This window comes from Streptomyces capoamus, from assembly GCF_014654935.1.
GTDB lineage: Bacteria > Actinomycetota > Actinomycetes > Streptomycetales > Streptomycetaceae > Streptomyces > Streptomyces capoamus.
On record NZ_BNBF01000017.1, the window covers coordinates 123,845 to 137,969 of the forward strand.

At 68.7% G+C, this 14,125-nt stretch carries 14 protein-coding genes; 6 read left to right on the forward strand and 8 right to left on the reverse strand.

Annotation, left to right across the window (positions count from 1 at the left end):
* The 6 genes from IE312_RS25295 to IE312_RS25320 all read left to right on the forward strand — a co-directional run.
* Nucleotides 1–3,824 (forward strand): hypothetical protein (locus IE312_RS25295; RefSeq protein ID WP_189984624.1); only part of this gene is annotated, 3,824 nt, incomplete at its 5' end.
* Nucleotides 3,824–5,041, forward strand: a complete 1,218-nt coding sequence (locus tag IE312_RS25300; RefSeq protein WP_189984625.1) for a hypothetical protein — start codon at nt 3,824–3,826, stop codon at nt 5,039–5,041. The genes IE312_RS25295 and IE312_RS25300, both read left to right, overlap by 1 nt.
* A gap of 3 nt (nt 5,042–5,044) precedes the next feature.
* Nucleotides 5,045–7,939, forward strand: a complete 2,895-nt coding sequence (locus tag IE312_RS25305) for a fibronectin type III domain-containing protein (RefSeq protein WP_189984626.1) — start codon at nt 5,045–5,047, stop codon at nt 7,937–7,939.
* Complete coding sequence (locus tag IE312_RS25310) at nt 7,939–8,151, forward strand: hypothetical protein (protein WP_189984627.1); 213 nt, start codon at nt 7,939–7,941, stop codon at nt 8,149–8,151. The genes IE312_RS25305 and IE312_RS25310 overlap by 1 nt, the downstream gene beginning before the upstream one ends.
* Complete coding sequence (locus IE312_RS25315) at nt 8,144–9,076, forward strand: hypothetical protein (RefSeq protein ID WP_189984628.1); 933 nt, start codon at nt 8,144–8,146, stop codon at nt 9,074–9,076. Before IE312_RS25310 ends, IE312_RS25315 begins: the two co-directional genes overlap by 8 nt.
* Nucleotides 9,077–9,103: 27 nt before the next feature.
* On the forward strand, nt 9,104–9,325 hold the full coding sequence (locus IE312_RS25320; RefSeq protein ID WP_189984629.1) for a hypothetical protein: 222 nt from the start codon (nt 9,104–9,106) through the stop codon (nt 9,323–9,325).
* Here IE312_RS25320 and IE312_RS25325 read toward each other — a convergent pair.
* Genes IE312_RS25325 through IE312_RS41780 form a run of 8 tightly spaced genes read right to left on the reverse strand, consistent with a single transcriptional unit; the run spans nt 9,322 to nt 13,924 of the window.
* Nucleotides 9,322–9,561 (reverse strand): hypothetical protein, encoded by a 240-nt coding sequence (locus tag IE312_RS25325; RefSeq protein WP_189984630.1) that lies wholly within the window; start codon nt 9,559–9,561, stop codon nt 9,322–9,324. The genes IE312_RS25320 and IE312_RS25325 overlap by 4 nt on opposite strands.
* Nucleotides 9,561–10,424 carry a hypothetical protein gene (locus IE312_RS25330; RefSeq protein ID WP_189984631.1) on the reverse strand — a complete coding sequence of 288 codons (864 nt, stop codon included), beginning with the start codon at nt 10,422–10,424 and terminating at the stop codon, nt 9,561–9,563. The genes IE312_RS25325 and IE312_RS25330 overlap by 1 nt, the downstream gene beginning before the upstream one ends.
* Nucleotides 10,421–10,636, reverse strand: a complete 216-nt coding sequence (locus IE312_RS25335; protein WP_189984632.1) for a hypothetical protein — start codon at nt 10,634–10,636, stop codon at nt 10,421–10,423. The genes IE312_RS25330 and IE312_RS25335 overlap by 4 nt, the downstream gene beginning before the upstream one ends.
* Nucleotides 10,633–11,586 carry a glycosyltransferase gene (locus IE312_RS25340; RefSeq protein WP_189984633.1) on the reverse strand — a complete coding sequence of 318 codons (954 nt, stop codon included), beginning with the start codon at nt 11,584–11,586 and terminating at the stop codon, nt 10,633–10,635. The genes IE312_RS25335 and IE312_RS25340 overlap by 4 nt, the downstream gene beginning before the upstream one ends.
* Before the next feature lie 58 nt (nt 11,587–11,644).
* Nucleotides 11,645–11,851 carry a hypothetical protein gene (locus IE312_RS25345; protein WP_189984634.1) on the reverse strand — a complete coding sequence of 69 codons (207 nt, stop codon included), beginning with the start codon at nt 11,849–11,851 and terminating at the stop codon, nt 11,645–11,647.
* 2 nt (nt 11,852–11,853) lie between these two features.
* Complete coding sequence (locus tag IE312_RS25350) at nt 11,854–12,084, reverse strand: hypothetical protein (protein ID WP_189984635.1); 231 nt, start codon at nt 12,082–12,084, stop codon at nt 11,854–11,856.
* Nucleotides 12,081–13,031, reverse strand: coding sequence for an NAD-dependent epimerase/dehydratase family protein (locus tag IE312_RS25355; protein WP_189984636.1), 951 nt, complete (start codon nt 13,029–13,031; stop codon nt 12,081–12,083). Before IE312_RS25355 ends, IE312_RS25350 begins: the two co-directional genes overlap by 4 nt.
* Entirely contained in the window at nt 13,028–13,924 is an 897-nt protein-coding gene (locus IE312_RS41780; protein WP_189984637.1) for a hypothetical protein, read from the reverse strand. Before IE312_RS41780 ends, IE312_RS25355 begins: the two co-directional genes overlap by 4 nt.
* Between the last annotated feature and the right edge of the window lie 201 nt (nt 13,925–14,125).

The window sequence follows — 14,125 nt, forward strand, 5'->3', positions numbered from 1 at the left end:
TGGAGACCGCGCAGCGGGCACTGGCGAAAGCACAGCAGGGAGTCAAGGACGCCGCACAGTCCGCGGCCGAAGCGCAGGCAGCTGCGGCACGCCGCGTCGAGGACGCGCAACGGTCACTGGCAGACGCCGAACGCACCGCGGCGCAGGACCGAGTGCGGGCCGCACGGGAAGTGCAGGACGCTCAGCAGGAGCTACGGAACACCATCCGGGACGTCGCGGACGCCAACCGGCGCGCCGCTGAGCAGGTCGCCGAAGCCGAACGGAACTTGGCTGACGCCCAGCGCGCCGCACGCCAGGCCCAGGTCGACCTCACCGACGCCCGTAAGGAGGCCGCGCAGGATCTCGAAGACCTGAACAACCGCCTGGCCGACGCGCAGCTGGACCAGCGGCAGAAAGTCCTCGATCTTCAGGACGCCGAGCAGGAGCTGGCGGCCGTGAAGGCCAAGGGTGCCGCCGCGACGCAGGAGGAGATCGACAAGGCGCAACTGCGGTACGACCGAGCGCGGCAGGCCTTGGAAGAGCAGCAGACGGAGACACAGCGCCTGCAGCAGCAGACCGATGAGGCCAACGCTGCTGGCGTTGAGGGCTCGGAGAAGGTCAAGGACGCGAAGGAGAAGGTCAAGGACGCCACCCAGGACGTCAAGGACAAGACCAAGGAACTGAAGGACGCCCACCGCGACGAGACCCGGACCGCGGAAGACGGGGCGGAGCGGGTGAAGAAGGCGGAGCGGGACGTTGCGGACGCCCGTGAGGCCGCGCGGCAGGCTGCGGTCGACGGAGCGCGGAGGATCGCTGACGCTCAGCGGGACGTGGCCGACGCGCAGGAAGCCGCTCGGAAGGCCTCGGTGGACGGTGCCCGGCAGATCCGGGACGCGCAGGAAGCGGCCGCTGACGCAGCTCGTGCTCTTGCCGAGGCACAGACGAAAGGTGCCTCGGCGACGAGCAAGGTCGCCGACGCCATGGCCAAGCTCTCACCGAACGCACGCGCATTCGTTGACGCGGTCCTCTCCCAGCGCGACGCGTGGCGGTCGCTGAAGCTGGACGTACAGGACCGGCTTTTCGCCGGGCTCGGCAGCAAGTTCACGGAGCTGTCGACCGCGGTCATCCCGTCGCTGCGCGCTGGTCTGGTCGGCATGGCCGGCAACCTCAACGCGATGGGCAAGAACGCCGCCGACGCGGTGATCCAGTTGTCGAAGACCGGCCAGCTGCGGCAGATGTTCTCCGGCCTGAACGGCGCTATGAGCAAGCTGACCAGGACTCCGGGTCAGATCATCACGGCCCTCACGCAGATCTCCATCGCCGCGAGCCCCGCGTTCGAGCGGCTGACGACAGCGGCCGGCACGGCAGCGGATCGCATCTCGAAAAAGATCTCCGACGCGTTCAAGTCCGGCGCACTGGAGGACAGCATCGGGCGCGCCGTCGACATTGCCAAGCAGTTTGGCCAGCTCCTCGGCGACATCTTCGGCACCATCGGCAACATCATGAAGGCCGCCGCGGCCGGCGGTGGTGACGCGCTTGGTGCGCTCGGCGCGGTCTTCTCGGAGCTGCGGCGGATCACGGCGATGCCGGAAGTGCAGCAGGCCCTCGCCTCCATCTTCGGGGCTATCCAGTCGATCGCCAAGCTGATCGGAACAACCCTGGGTGCGGTCATCGAGGCGGCGCTGCCGCTGCTAGCCGCCCTCGCCCCAGTGATCACCGAGCTAGCTACGAAGTTCGGTCCAGTCCTCGCCAACCTCGCTTCGGCTGTGGGTGAGGCGCTGGTCCCGGTCGTAGACGCGCTCCTGCCTCTCGTGTCGGGCGCGCTGACGCAGGGGCTCCTACCGGTGCTGCAAACGCTGACGGGCTTCTTCCAATTCCTCAGCGGTCACCAAACCCTGGTCGGGTCGATCGCTACCGGGATTTTCGCGATCGCCACCGCGATGAAGCTGTGGGAGTTGGGCACGGCTGCCGTCGCAGCGGTGCAGGGAATCCTCAACGCAGTCATGTCCGCGAACCCGATCGGTGTGATCGTGCTCGCGCTGACCGGCCTGGCCGCCGCGTTCGCTTACGCGTGGACCCACTCCGAGACGTTCCGGGACATCGTCAAGGGCGTGTGGGACACGGTGATGGGGTTCTTCTCCGGCGCCTGGAACTTGCTGGACCAGTACATCGTGAAGCCGTTCCAGAAGCTGTACGACATCCTCGTCGGGCACAGCATCATCCCGGACCTCGTCAAGGCGATCATCTCTTGGTTCTCCCGGCTCTGGGCGAAGACCAAGGAGATCTTCAGCGCCCTGAAGAACTGGGTCGTGGACACCTGGAAGAGCCTGTGGAACGCCGTCCGCTCCCGGTGGGACGGCTTCTACGGCGGGCTGCGCAACGCGATCACGGGCGCCTGGTCGTGGGTCAGGAACAGCGTGTCCGGCCTGAGGACGTCTATCAGCAACATGTGGTCGGGGCTGTGGAACGGCGCCCGCGACAAGATCGCCGGGATTCTCTCCACCATCCGTGGAAAGATCAGCGCGTTCTCATCGGGCATGCGGACCGCGTTCTCCAACCTGCGGAACGCGCTCGGCACGATCTGGGACGGCATCAAGTCGAAGATCGCTTCGCCGGTGAAGTGGGTCATTAAGAACGTGTACGGCGGCATGCGCAGCATGTGGAACACGATCGCCGGGAAGATCTCCTCCAAGCTGACGCTGCCGCCGATCAGCCTCAACTTCAACAAGGGCGGCGTCGTCCCCGGCTCGGGCAACACCGACACCGTCCCCGCCATGCTCACCCCCGGCGAGCGCATCCTGTCCAAGCGGCAGGTCGCCCAGCTCGGCGGGCACCGCGGCATCGACGCCATGCTCGGCCAGGACCACCCCACCCGCACCGGCGGCAACCCCACCCGGCAGCAGGAACGTCGACGGGAGCAGGCCGGCGGGCAGCACTTCGCGTCCGGCGGCATCGTCGGCACCATCAGCAAGGGCGCCACAGGCCTGTTCGGTGGCGCGCTCGACTGGGCCAAGGACCTGGTCATCGGCGGGCTCAAGGCCGCCGCCAGGAAGGCGATCAACAACCTGATCCGGCCGCTGGTCAACATGATCCCGGGTGGCGGCTTCGGTGGCCTGCTGAAGGGGCTGTCGAACAGCACCCTGAACTCGATGCTCGACTTCCTCGGCAACGAGGACAAGAAAGCCGTCGGCGGGCCCGCCGTTCAGCGCGCACTCAGCTGGGCCAAATCCCAGTCCGGGCTGCCGTACCAGTGGGCGGGTAACGGTAACCCCAGCTGGGACTGCAGTGGTTTCATGAGCGCCATCGAGAGTGTGATCCGCGGGGAGCGCCCGCACCGCCGGTGGGCGACCGGATCGTTCGTGGGGAACTCCGGCCCGTCCGGCTGGGTCCGCGGCTTGGAGTCCCCCTTCGAAATCGGGATCACCAACGCCGGTGTGGGCCACACCGCGGGCACGCTGGCCGGGATCAACTTCGAGAGCTCCGGAGGCCGGGGCGTCCACTACGGCCGGACGGCCCGCGGTGCTGGCGACAGCATGTTCACCAGCCGGTGGGGCTTCAAGCCGGCCACGAAGTACGACTCGGGTGGCCTGCTCCAGCCCGGCGCGACGATGGCCGTGAACGCGACCCGCCGGCCGGAGCGGATCCTCGACGCGCAGCAGACGGCGATGTTCGAGCAGCTCGTCTCCGGCAGTCGCACCGGCGGTGGGAGCGTCACCATCGAGAACATCACCGTGTCCGGGACGTTCGACTTCTCCAGCCGCTCCGCGCGCCGGCAGGCCGCGCAGGAACTCGTCGTGGAGATGAAGGAAGCGCTGCGCAACTACGACCGTGAGAGGGCGCGCTGATGGCCCAGTACGGATGGGGCGACCTCCAGCTCGGGCGGATCCCGCTGCGGGAGACGTTCGCTGCGACCGAGTCCGGCGGCGACGACCGCAGCCTCGACATCGATGGGCAGGAGTCCTCGCCCCCGCTCACCCGCGCGCAGGTCATCGCCCGCCACGACGGCATCAACAGCATGGCCCCCGGCCAGGTCATCCCGGTGACCTTCACCGACAAGCCGGAGCGCAACGGCTACTACACGGTCAAGACCGCGGCGTCGACGTACACCGAGTACCGCACCGAGATGGTCACCGCCGACTGGAAGGTCTCCCTCGACCGGGTCGGCTCCGACGCCGAGACCGATCTCCAGTCCCGCCTCACCGGTGCCACCAGGCTGAACGACTTCGCCCTCGCGGGCGAGCGTTGGCACGTCCCGCCCATCGGGCACTACGGCTACGTCACCGGCGCCACCAACCCGGGCACCATGACCCGCACCGGCGCGGACGGCGCCATCACCGTCTACCGCGGCGTCCCGGCGAACGTCTCCCCTCGCTGGGGCTGCCCACCGACCAGCTACCTGACCGGCCGGGTCCGCGTCACCACGACTGGTGGGCAGGAGGTGTACGGCTCGGACGTCCCGCTGGCCGCGACCGGCTGGTCCCTGACCAATGGGCTCATCAACGTCACCTGGTCCGCCTCCGGCGGCGGCAGCCTTGACGTCCAGTCCTACACCGGCGGCGCCTACCGCACGAAGCCGTGGGCGGTGTTCGCGACGTCCGGCACGCAGGTCGTCTCCTGGGACGGAGCCACCCTGCTCCGCAACGATCCGGAAGCAGCGATCCTGCGGCTGACCAAGAGCCTGGCACCCGGGCGGCTCACCCTCGATCTCACGCTGCGCCGCGGCTCCCGGTTCGTCGAGGGCTACATGCAGCGCAACACCAGCGCAGACGAGTTGAAAGTCCGCCTGGTCACCGCGGAGACCAACGTGACAACGCTGGCCTCAGCCGGGTACGTCACGGCCACCGGCAACGACTCCGACGGCAACCGCTTCGCGGCCGGCAGCGCGCGCACGTTCACCGGGCACGCCAACGGCGGCGTGGCCAAGGCCAACACCACCAGCCTCGACTTCTGGCTGGGTGTCGTGGCCGGCGGAGGGAGCGCAGTGGCCGGGGATGCGGCGACGGACCTGCGGAACCAGTACATCGCGTGCATGCCGGAGGCCGTCTACGGGGTGCGGAGGTAGCGGGTGGCCGTCCAGGAAGTCCTCAAGGCCCTGGGGTCGTGGGAGGTCAAGCTCCAGCCGAGCACGCCCCGCGATGTCCTTGACGCGCTCGACTACTTCGGGCACGTCGCCATCGTGCCCGGCCGGCTGGACCCGCAGCAGTACGGTGACAACCTGCTGACTGCGGCCCGCTATGTTGGCGTGCTCCGTACCCGCACGATCGGCGACGACGGCCGTACCAACGCCCCGCAGGACGACCTGTCCGTGGGCGGCGTCGGCATGGCCATGTGGCTCGGCGACGAGGACAACAAGGGCGCCGTCTACGAGAACGCCGTGGTGGCCGCCAGCGCGACGTTCGCCGACACGATCAACATGCTGCTCCCCGCGTCCGGCGCGTACCCAGTCACGGTCGGCACGGTCTACCCGGTGGCCGGCCAGTACACCGGCCGCCACCAGTACGAGACGCCACGCGAGGCGATCACCTACGTGTGCGACACCATGTCCACCACTTCTGTGCCGGTGTCGTGGAGGGTCAACGGCGACGGCACCCTCGACGCGGGGCCGGACAGCAGCCTGTTCGTCACCAACCCGACGTGCGTCATCACCACGAAGGCCGCCGGCGAGGACATGAGCTTGCGCGCGCTGCCCGGCTCGATCGACGTGACCCGGGACGTCGAGGACTACTCGACCCGGGTGGTACTGCTCGCCGAAGGTGAGGGCGCCAGCATCGCCACCGGCGCCGCGGATATCTCCCCGGCGACGCCGTACAAGGACATCCACGGCAATCCGATCAAGCTGACCCGGCTCGTGTCCGAGTCGGACACGGCGACCGCGAACGCGTCCGTACGCGCGCAGTTGGCCCTGTCGCAGTTCACGTCGACCCGGAACGCGCTCACCCTGTCCACGGCCGACTACGACGTCCACGGGTCGTTTCAGGTTGGCGACCGGGTGTGGGTGTACGACCCCGACTCGGGCCTGGTCGACACGACCACCGAGATCCAGTTCCGGGGCCTGCGGATCAACCCGATCAAGCTGCAGGTCACCGAAGCCAACTGGTCCATCACCAAGGGGTTCACGGTCGCGTACCGGGCCGGGGACGGCACGTGGATCGACCTCACGCAGTACGTCGAGTTCGAGACCGACGGCACCAGCACCGTGACCGTCGGGGACTTCTCCCGGCAGCTCACCAGCACCAGCAGCGAACCGGTCGGCTCCCGCCCGAACGCCGACACCAGCATCCCCGGCGTCCCCACGTTGATCGAACCGTTCGTCGGCTCCGCCTACCTCGACAGCCGCGGCGTCACCCGCGCCCGGGTCGTGCTCTCCTGGAACGCCCCGAACAACACCGACGGCTCCACCATCAGGGACGGCGACCACTACGAGATCCGGTACGCCGTCGACACCGACATGATCTACCCAGCGTCGTGGGCGTCCGTGGCCCAGATCCGCTGGCAGGACATGCAGATCTGGCGGCAGCCGTTCGCGGCGCCCACCGCCAAGTGGCAGACCATGGTGGCGCCCTGGGACTCCACCACCGCGCAGCTGCAGGACCTCTCCCCGGGCATCGGCTACGACGTGCAGATCCGGGCGGTCGACAAGGCCGGGAACCGCGGAGCGTGGTCCGGGACGACGACGTTCGTGGCGTCCACCGACAACATCCCGCCGTCCACGCCGGCGCCGCCGTCGGTGGCCGGGTCCCGCATCGCGGTGCAGGTCACCCACCAGCTCGGCAAGTCCAGCGGCGGCACTTTCAACCTGGAGTCGGACCTCGACCACCTCGAAGTCCACGTGAGCTACGAGCCCACCTTCACCCCGGACGCGACCACTCTGATGGGGAAGGTGGCGGCGACCGCCGGGATGATGCAGGCGCAGATCCCCGTGGTGCACACGGTGCAGGTCGAGGAGACCAGCGCACGGTACGTCCGTGTCGTCGCGGTCGACCGGACCGGCAACAAGAGCGGGCCCTCGGACGCGGCCACCGCCACAGCGCTGCTCATCGACGACGCCCACATCTCCGACCTCACCGTCTCCAAGGTCACCGCCGGAACCATCAACGCGGACTGGGTCGTCGGGGCCCGCATCAAGACAGCCGATAGCGGGCCCCGCGTCGAGCTGAACTCCGCCGGGGTCCAGGCGTACAACGCGGCTGGCACGCAGACCGTGAACATCGCCAGCGCGGACGGCTCCGTCGCAATCGTCGGGCAGCTCATGTCGGGCACCGCGGGCAGACGCCTCATCATCAACCCGACGGCCGGGCTCACCCCCGAGATCCGCCTCTATGCAACGACCGGGTCGAACTATGCGTTCATCCAGGGTTTCGACAACACGGGCACCCCCAGTGCCACGTCCGGCATCCAGATCACCACCGCGCCAGGCGGGAGCGGGGTCTTCTCGACCGTGGCGATGGATGAGACGACAGCCACGTTCGGCCGGTTCACGACCTCTCCCAGCGACTCGATCTACCACGCGCGGGGCGGGTTCGCGGCTGCCGACGACGCCGGGATCCGTACTGCCTGGTACTCCAACGCCATCGCGAACTACGGCGGATCCTTCTGGGCCACGTCCGACCAGGCGGAGGTGGGCTGGTTCGGCCCGGACACCACCAAGTGGAACTCCGTGACCTTCAACCAGGACGGGTGGGTGAAGTTCTACGGAAAGCTGCAGGCCCAGTCTTGGGCCATCGGCAACGTCCAGATCATCCCATCGGCCGCGAATACGCCGACCTCCGTGTCGGTGACCGGGCTGAACGTCGTCGGCGACACCTTCTACGCCTTCGCGCAGGCCCGGACCAGCGTGCCCGGCACTCAGGTCACTGGCGTCGGTACGGCCAGCCCGAGCAGCAGCGGCCTGACGATCTGGCTCACTCGCACGAACACCACAACGACCACCATCGACTACTTCTTGGTTGGGTGGATTTGATGCAGATTACCCAGGACGTCAACGGCGACTGGCCCACCTTGGACGAGTGGCCGACGGTCGAGGCCGACGTCACCTGCCGCTCCCCTGGCTGCCCCGTCGAGGGCATCACCTTCCGGGAGACGATGTACCGCAACGCGGATGGTGTCCTCCGCGCGCACTGCGGGCGCTGCAACACCCCGAACGACGACATCGTGGAGGTGTCCGGTGCCTGATCCGTCCACCACCCGGCTCGGCCTGTACAAGTCCAAGAGCGACGGCTCCGAGCTGGTCAACTACAGCCAGGACATCGGCCAGAACTGGGACCGCGTCGACGCCGCCGTCGGGTTCGCGCCGGCGACCTCCACGACCCGGCCATCCTCGCCGTACAGCGGCAAAGCGATCATGGAGACGGATACGTCGTACCGGACGTACTTCTCCAACGGCACCGCGCCCGCATCCGGCTCGTGGGTGGAGATCCCCAACGCCTCGGGCACGTTCGGCTCCAACCTCAAATTGGCCAGCGGCGCGCAGCTGACCATCGGCGCCGACGTCAACCTGTTCCGCAACGCCGCCAACGTGCTACGCACCAACGATGGCCTCATCGTCGACGGTGCCCTCACGGCCAGCAGCGGCCTCTCGGTCACCGGCAACCTGTCGGTCACCGGCAACCTGAGCGTCAGCGGCATCGGCCAGACTCAGTACGTCGTCAAGACGGCCGACGAGACCGTCACCAGCAGCGCCACCCTGCAGAACGACGACCACCTCACTTTGCCTGTGGTCGCGAACGCCGTCTACTCCTTCGCCCTCGACCTGTACATGGTCGACGCAGCGGACTTCGTCGGCGACTTCAAGATGAGCTTCACATGCCCGACCGGCGCCACCTTCGACATGCACGGCTCAGGCGCCCACACCACCGACCTCACAGCAGGCACCAGCGCCAACGGCGAATGGATCGGCAAGCTCGCCACGACCTCGGCCGGCGCCAACCTCAGCTTCGGCTGCGGCAACACCAGCGTCACCGCGGCGCGGGTCTACGGCCGGCTCGTCGTCGGCGGGACGGCCGGCAACTTCCAGCTCCAGTGGGCGCAGAACGCGTCCGACGCGTCCGGCACCACCCTCAAGGCCGGGTCGTACATGACCATGACCCGGATCGCCTGACCCGACTACTGATAGGGGATCCCCCGCATGGCCATCAACTTGCACACCGGTGAGTACCCGATCTACTCGTTCAACCTGTCCGGGCCGTTCGGGAACAAGATGCTGATGATCTCCGCGCCTCCCGGTGACTTCCTGAACGACGCGGATATGGACGCCCTCATGACCGACTTCAAACGGACGCTGCTGGCACGGGACGACGTGGACTCGGCTCCGCTGTTGAAGTACGACGAGAGCCACGCCAACCTCTAAGCGGCGTCCTCGGGCTCCGGGTTCGGTGGCCGTGCCGCAGCGCCGGGGCCGCCGCCGGGCCCGGGCCCGTCACTGGCCCGGCCGGCCTGCTGGAGCCGGGTGTTCTCCTCCTTGGCTGCAGCGAGCTGCCGTTCGAGCGCGCCGACTTGGGCCTGGAGGAGGAGGTTGGCGTCGAAGAGTTCCCGGACCTTCTGCTGGAAGACGGGGAACGCGTCCTCGACGCTGATCTCGGCCATCAGGCCACCGCCTTGTCTGCGATCTCCCGGTAGCGGTCCAGGAGGTCGGTCGCGTTGAGGAACGGGTGCTGCGGAAAGAAGCTCCAGTGGCTGACGATAACGTCGCCGCGGAGGATGTTCGGGGCGCCGGTGGCGAGCGGCCGGTGCACGGTGTGCCAGGACTCTTCCTCGTCGGGCACCAGGACGCCAGGCTCGGGCAGGCCGGCGTACATGCTGCCGAGGCTGGCGAAGCAGCTGACGGAGAACTGGGTGCCGGGCTGGAGGGGGAAGTCCTGGTACAGGTACAGGTCCGGGACCGCGTTGCGGTCGATGTGGTCGAGGAGCATCTCGTGCAACTTGACCGCGAACGGACCGTTCGCCCAGCCGGTCGGGTCCATGCAGTACGGCTTAACCTCGCCCCACTCGAACGGGACCTTCCCGCAGACCTGCAGGAAGTGGGAGCACAGGGCGTTGTTGATGATGATCGGGAACACCGCGGTGGGGGCCGGCATCTGGAGTCGCGCGCGGACGAGGTTCTCGATGGCGTCGTCGTGGATGTAGACGACGTCGTCGTCGAAGCGGAGGTAGACGGTGTCGGGGTCGGTCATCTCCCTGTACGCCAAGCCCGTGTACCTCTGCTTGGGGAGGTGGCCGAGGTGGACGCCTTCGGGCCGGTGCTGGAGCCGGAACCAGGGGAACTGCTTGGCCAGCTCGTGGGCGTAGGCGATGTCTTCCTCCTGCCCGGTGGGGTCGGTGTTCATGTAGGCCCACACCTCGTCGAGGAGGCCGCGCTCGACGTCGCGCTGCAGGTACTTGATGAGGATGCTGTAGGTGCGGCGTCGGCCGTAGGGTGTCCAGGCGATGACGCGGTGGCGGTCGATCATGGGGTGTCTCCCGTGGTGCTGGTGTCTTTGATCGCCTGGTCCCAGGCGACGTACTCGGGGAGTTGGCTTGTGGCGAGGCAGGCGACGAGCGCGGCGGTGTAGTGGGCGTGTGCTTCGGTGGCGGTGCGGGCGCGGCCTTCGCTGCCTTCGATCATCGTGGAGGCGCGTTTCATGAGGCGGTCGCCTTCGAGGTAGTGCTCGGGCCCGGTCACGCCGCCACCTTCGTCGGCACGCGCACGGCCGCCTCCCACCGATGGTGCAGCGCCTGCATGATCGACCCCGACGCTTCACCCCGCGCCGCCATCCCCACCCGCTGCCGCAGGTCCGGGTCGTCCACCAGGCGCTTCAAGTACTTCCCCCACTCGTGCTCGCGCCGCACCAGGAACCCCGTCTCCCCGTGCCGGATCACCCGCCGATACGGCTCCACATCCGACGCGATCAACGGGATCCCCAACACCGAAGCCTCCAGCCACTTCGTCGGGAACTTCGCCCGGTTGAACGCCGAGTCCCTGTACGGCGCGCACCACACGTCGAACTCGGACACCGCGTGCAGGTAGTGCTCCAGCCGCTCCACCCAGCCCAGCGCACCGACCTGCCGGCCCCGCAAGCCCAACCCCATCGCCTGCTCCGGGCCGATGCCGACGAGCCGCACCATCACCCCGCCCGGCCGCCCGTACTGCGCGATCCGGTTCAGCGCGCGCACCGTCTCCGGCAGCTCGGCCACCGTGCTGCTCGTCCCGGCCCAGCCGACGTACACCGGCCGCCCGTCCGCCTGGTAGTCGCGGGGGTGGCCGAGGTACTGGGCAGGCAAGCCGTTCGGGATCACCTCGACGCGGGGCGCAAAGTCGCGGAGCACGGCCGCGAGGGGCTCGCTGCAGCAGGTGACGAGGTCGGCGAGCTGCATGTTGTGGGCGAGCCGGCCGAGCATGTCCGTGTCCCACACGCGGCGGGCGTGGACGTTGCTGGGGTCGATGTGGAAGTAGTCGTCGTCGAGGTCGAGGACGAGCCTCTTGCCCTCGTCCTTCAGCTTGAGCCACATCCGGGACGGGTCGGTCTGGGCGACGCGGCAGCCGACGACCGTGTCGTACGACTGCCAGTTCGGGGGGAGGCGGAACCCGTGGGTGCTGGTGTGGCCGAGCCAGGTCAGGGCCATGGATGGCATGACGGCTCGGTAGAAGGCTGACCCGGCCATGTCGGCGGACCAGAAGTGGACGCGCACGTCAGGCCCCTTCCGTCTTGCCGCACCAGGTGCAGCGGCGCCCGTGCAGCGCGTACACGTATTCGTAGTCGTGCAGGCCGAGGCGATGCCGCAGCCTGCGCGTGTGCTTGTACAGCCAGAACCAGACCCAGTAGCTGCGCGGCGCGGGATCGAACTCGTCACCGGACCAGGGAGACGGGATCAGCAGGGCTGTCGGACGGCGAGCCACGGCTACCCCTTCTGCTGGTCTATCGGCGAAACCCGCAGCGCGTCGGCAACGGCGAGGAGCGCGGACGCGATCGCCAGATTGGATGACGCGCCGAGCACGCCAGCTGTAGCCGGGCCGTCGAGATCACGCGGTGTCCCGTCAGGGAGCGCTGCCACCCTGTTGATCGCCTTGTTGACCTGGTTGATCAGGAACAGAGCGTGGTCGTAGGGCGCGCGAAAGGTCGGCTGCGTCATGCCGCCTCCAGGTAGCCGGGCAGCCACTCGGTGGCGTAGTAGTCGACCGTCCGCCGGATCCCCTCGTCGAGCGGCACGAAGTCCGCAGCGGTCATCCCGATCTGCTGCAGCGTGGACGTGTCCGCGCAGACGACGGCGTTCGGCACCTCACCCGGCCGCATCGGCAGATGCTTCACCCCGACCGGGTCCCGGCCGGTGACGCGCGCGGCCTCGCCGGCCACCAGGCGGGCGATGTCGTTGACGGTCACCGACGTCATCGGCCCGACCTCGACCGGCTGCTCCGCCGGCCCGTGCTCGGCGGTGTGCTCCAGTGCGGCCACGAACGCGCGGGCCACGTCACCGACGTACACGCAGTCAGACACCTGGGTGCCGTCGCCGTACACCTCGATATCCGCCCCGGTCAGTGCCCGGCAGGTGAAGGCGGGCAGGATCTTCCGCACCTTGCTCGTGCCGTACGGCGCGGCGACGGACTGGCCCGGGCCGTAGGCGTTGACCGGGCGGACGATCGTGATCTGTCCGTCGCGGTAGGCGTTGAACATGCGGGCGTAGTCTTCGGCCGCGGTTTTGCTGATGGTGTAGGAGCCGGTGCCGTGGTCGCGCATCCAGGAGTTTCCGACGCCGGCGTACACGGTCGGCAGCCTGTACTGGTTGGCGGCCTCGAACACGTTCAGGCTGCCGCGGATGTTGGTGTCGGCGGACGGCCGCGGGTTGCCGATGGTCTCTTGGGTGCCGAGGACGGCGGCGAGGTGGATGATGCCCCCGACGTGGGCGGCGAGTTCGACGACGGCGGTTTCGTCGCGGATGTCGCCGAGGAAGAACTCCTCCCCCTTGGCAATGGGGGTGTGGGGGTGGCGGTCGAAGACGACGACCTGGTGGCCGCGGTTGAGGAGTTCGGTTCGGATGTGGCTGCCGATGAAGCCCTGTCCGCCGGTGACGCCTACCTTCATGCCTTGCTCTCCTTGCTGTGCGGGGTGTCGCCGTTGAGGGCGCGAATGGTTGGGCACGGGTACGGCACGCCGTCCTCGCGGGTGCAGTGGGCGCAGCTGCCGTACTCCTCGCGGTGCAGGGCGCGGACGCGGGCGATGGCGGCCTGCAGGTCTGCCGACTCGCCGGGCTCGTCGGTGGTGAGGGCTTCGCGGGCGCGGCGGATCTGGTAGCGGAGGGACTCGATCGTCGCCTGCGCTTCCTCCAACGGCGTGGCTGCGGGCGGCGCTTCGGGCTGCGTGCCGTCATCAGGCTCCCGCGAGGCCACATCCATCGGCCGCCGCACCGCTTCTTCCGCCATGAGTCGCGCCTGCTCCCCTGCTTCCTGGATGTCCTGGCCGTCGGCGGTGAAAGCGTGCCCGCAGCGCTCGAACCGGATGGCCACCGTGTCGGTCAGGAGATCGGGGCCGCTTGCGGTGGTCATCTCCGTGGGTGGGGCGCCGCAGGATGGGCAGTTGGGGAGCGGGTACCGGAGGATGCCGTGTCCGGCCAGCTGGCCGAGGCGCCGCCGCTCCAAGGCGAAGAGGACTGGAACAAGTTCCTCGGCGGTCAGCCGCAGTGAGGCGTCCTGTGCGGCAGAGCATCGGGTGGGCTGGCCCCAGCCGTCGGTGTGGGTGTCGCCGCCGCACTCCGGGCGCGGGCACGGGCTGACAGTGAGCGGGCCACGCACCCGGTTCGGGCAGGTGTGCCAGTGCATCCCGGTGGACGACCAGATCCTGCACTCACCGGAGTCGCCGGCACAGGTGCTGGGGGTGCGGTGGCAGCGGGCGCACTGCTGTTCCCCGTGCGCGGCACAGCGCGCGGAAGGGTCGGGGAAGCAGGGGCCGTCGTGTGCGCCGCAGTGCTGTTCGCTCATCGGCTGCTCCCCGCGGCAGGCCGGTCCACGCCGGGCGGGGCGGGGTGCGGGTGGAGGACGGCGAACGCGAACAGGAACGCGAGCGCTGCGCAGATACCGGCCATCGGATGCTCCAGTGCGGGTTCGTGCGGGTGGGGTGCGGGATTTGCAGCGGCAGGGACGCGACCCGCACGGACACATCCCTGCCGCAGGCCCTCTGAG

Coding starts and splice junctions, on each gene's coding strand:
- IE312_RS25300 (WP_189984625.1), top strand. CDS start 3,824: ATGGCCCAGTACGGATGGGGCGACCTCCAGCTCGGGCGGATCCCGCTG.
- IE312_RS25310 (WP_189984627.1), top strand. CDS start 7,939: ATGCAGATTACCCAGGACGTCAACGGCGACTGGCCCACCTTGGACGAG.
- IE312_RS25320 (WP_189984629.1), top strand. CDS start 9,104: ATGGCCATCAACTTGCACACCGGTGAGTACCCGATCTACTCGTTCAAC.
- IE312_RS25325 (WP_189984630.1), bottom strand. CDS start 9,561: ATGGCCGAGATCAGCGTCGAGGACGCGTTCCCCGTCTTCCAGCAGAAG.
- IE312_RS25330 (WP_189984631.1), bottom strand. CDS start 10,424: ATGATCGACCGCCACCGCGTCATCGCCTGGACACCCTACGGCCGACGC.
- IE312_RS25340 (WP_189984633.1), bottom strand. CDS start 11,586: ATGCCATCCATGGCCCTGACCTGGCTCGGCCACACCAGCACCCACGGG.
- IE312_RS25350 (WP_189984635.1), bottom strand. CDS start 12,084: ATGACGCAGCCGACCTTTCGCGCGCCCTACGACCACGCTCTGTTCCTG.
- IE312_RS25355 (WP_189984636.1), bottom strand. CDS start 13,031: ATGAAGGTAGGCGTCACCGGCGGACAGGGCTTCATCGGCAGCCACATC.
- IE312_RS41780 (WP_189984637.1), bottom strand. CDS start 13,924: ATGAGCGAACAGCACTGCGGCGCACACGACGGCCCCTGCTTCCCCGAC.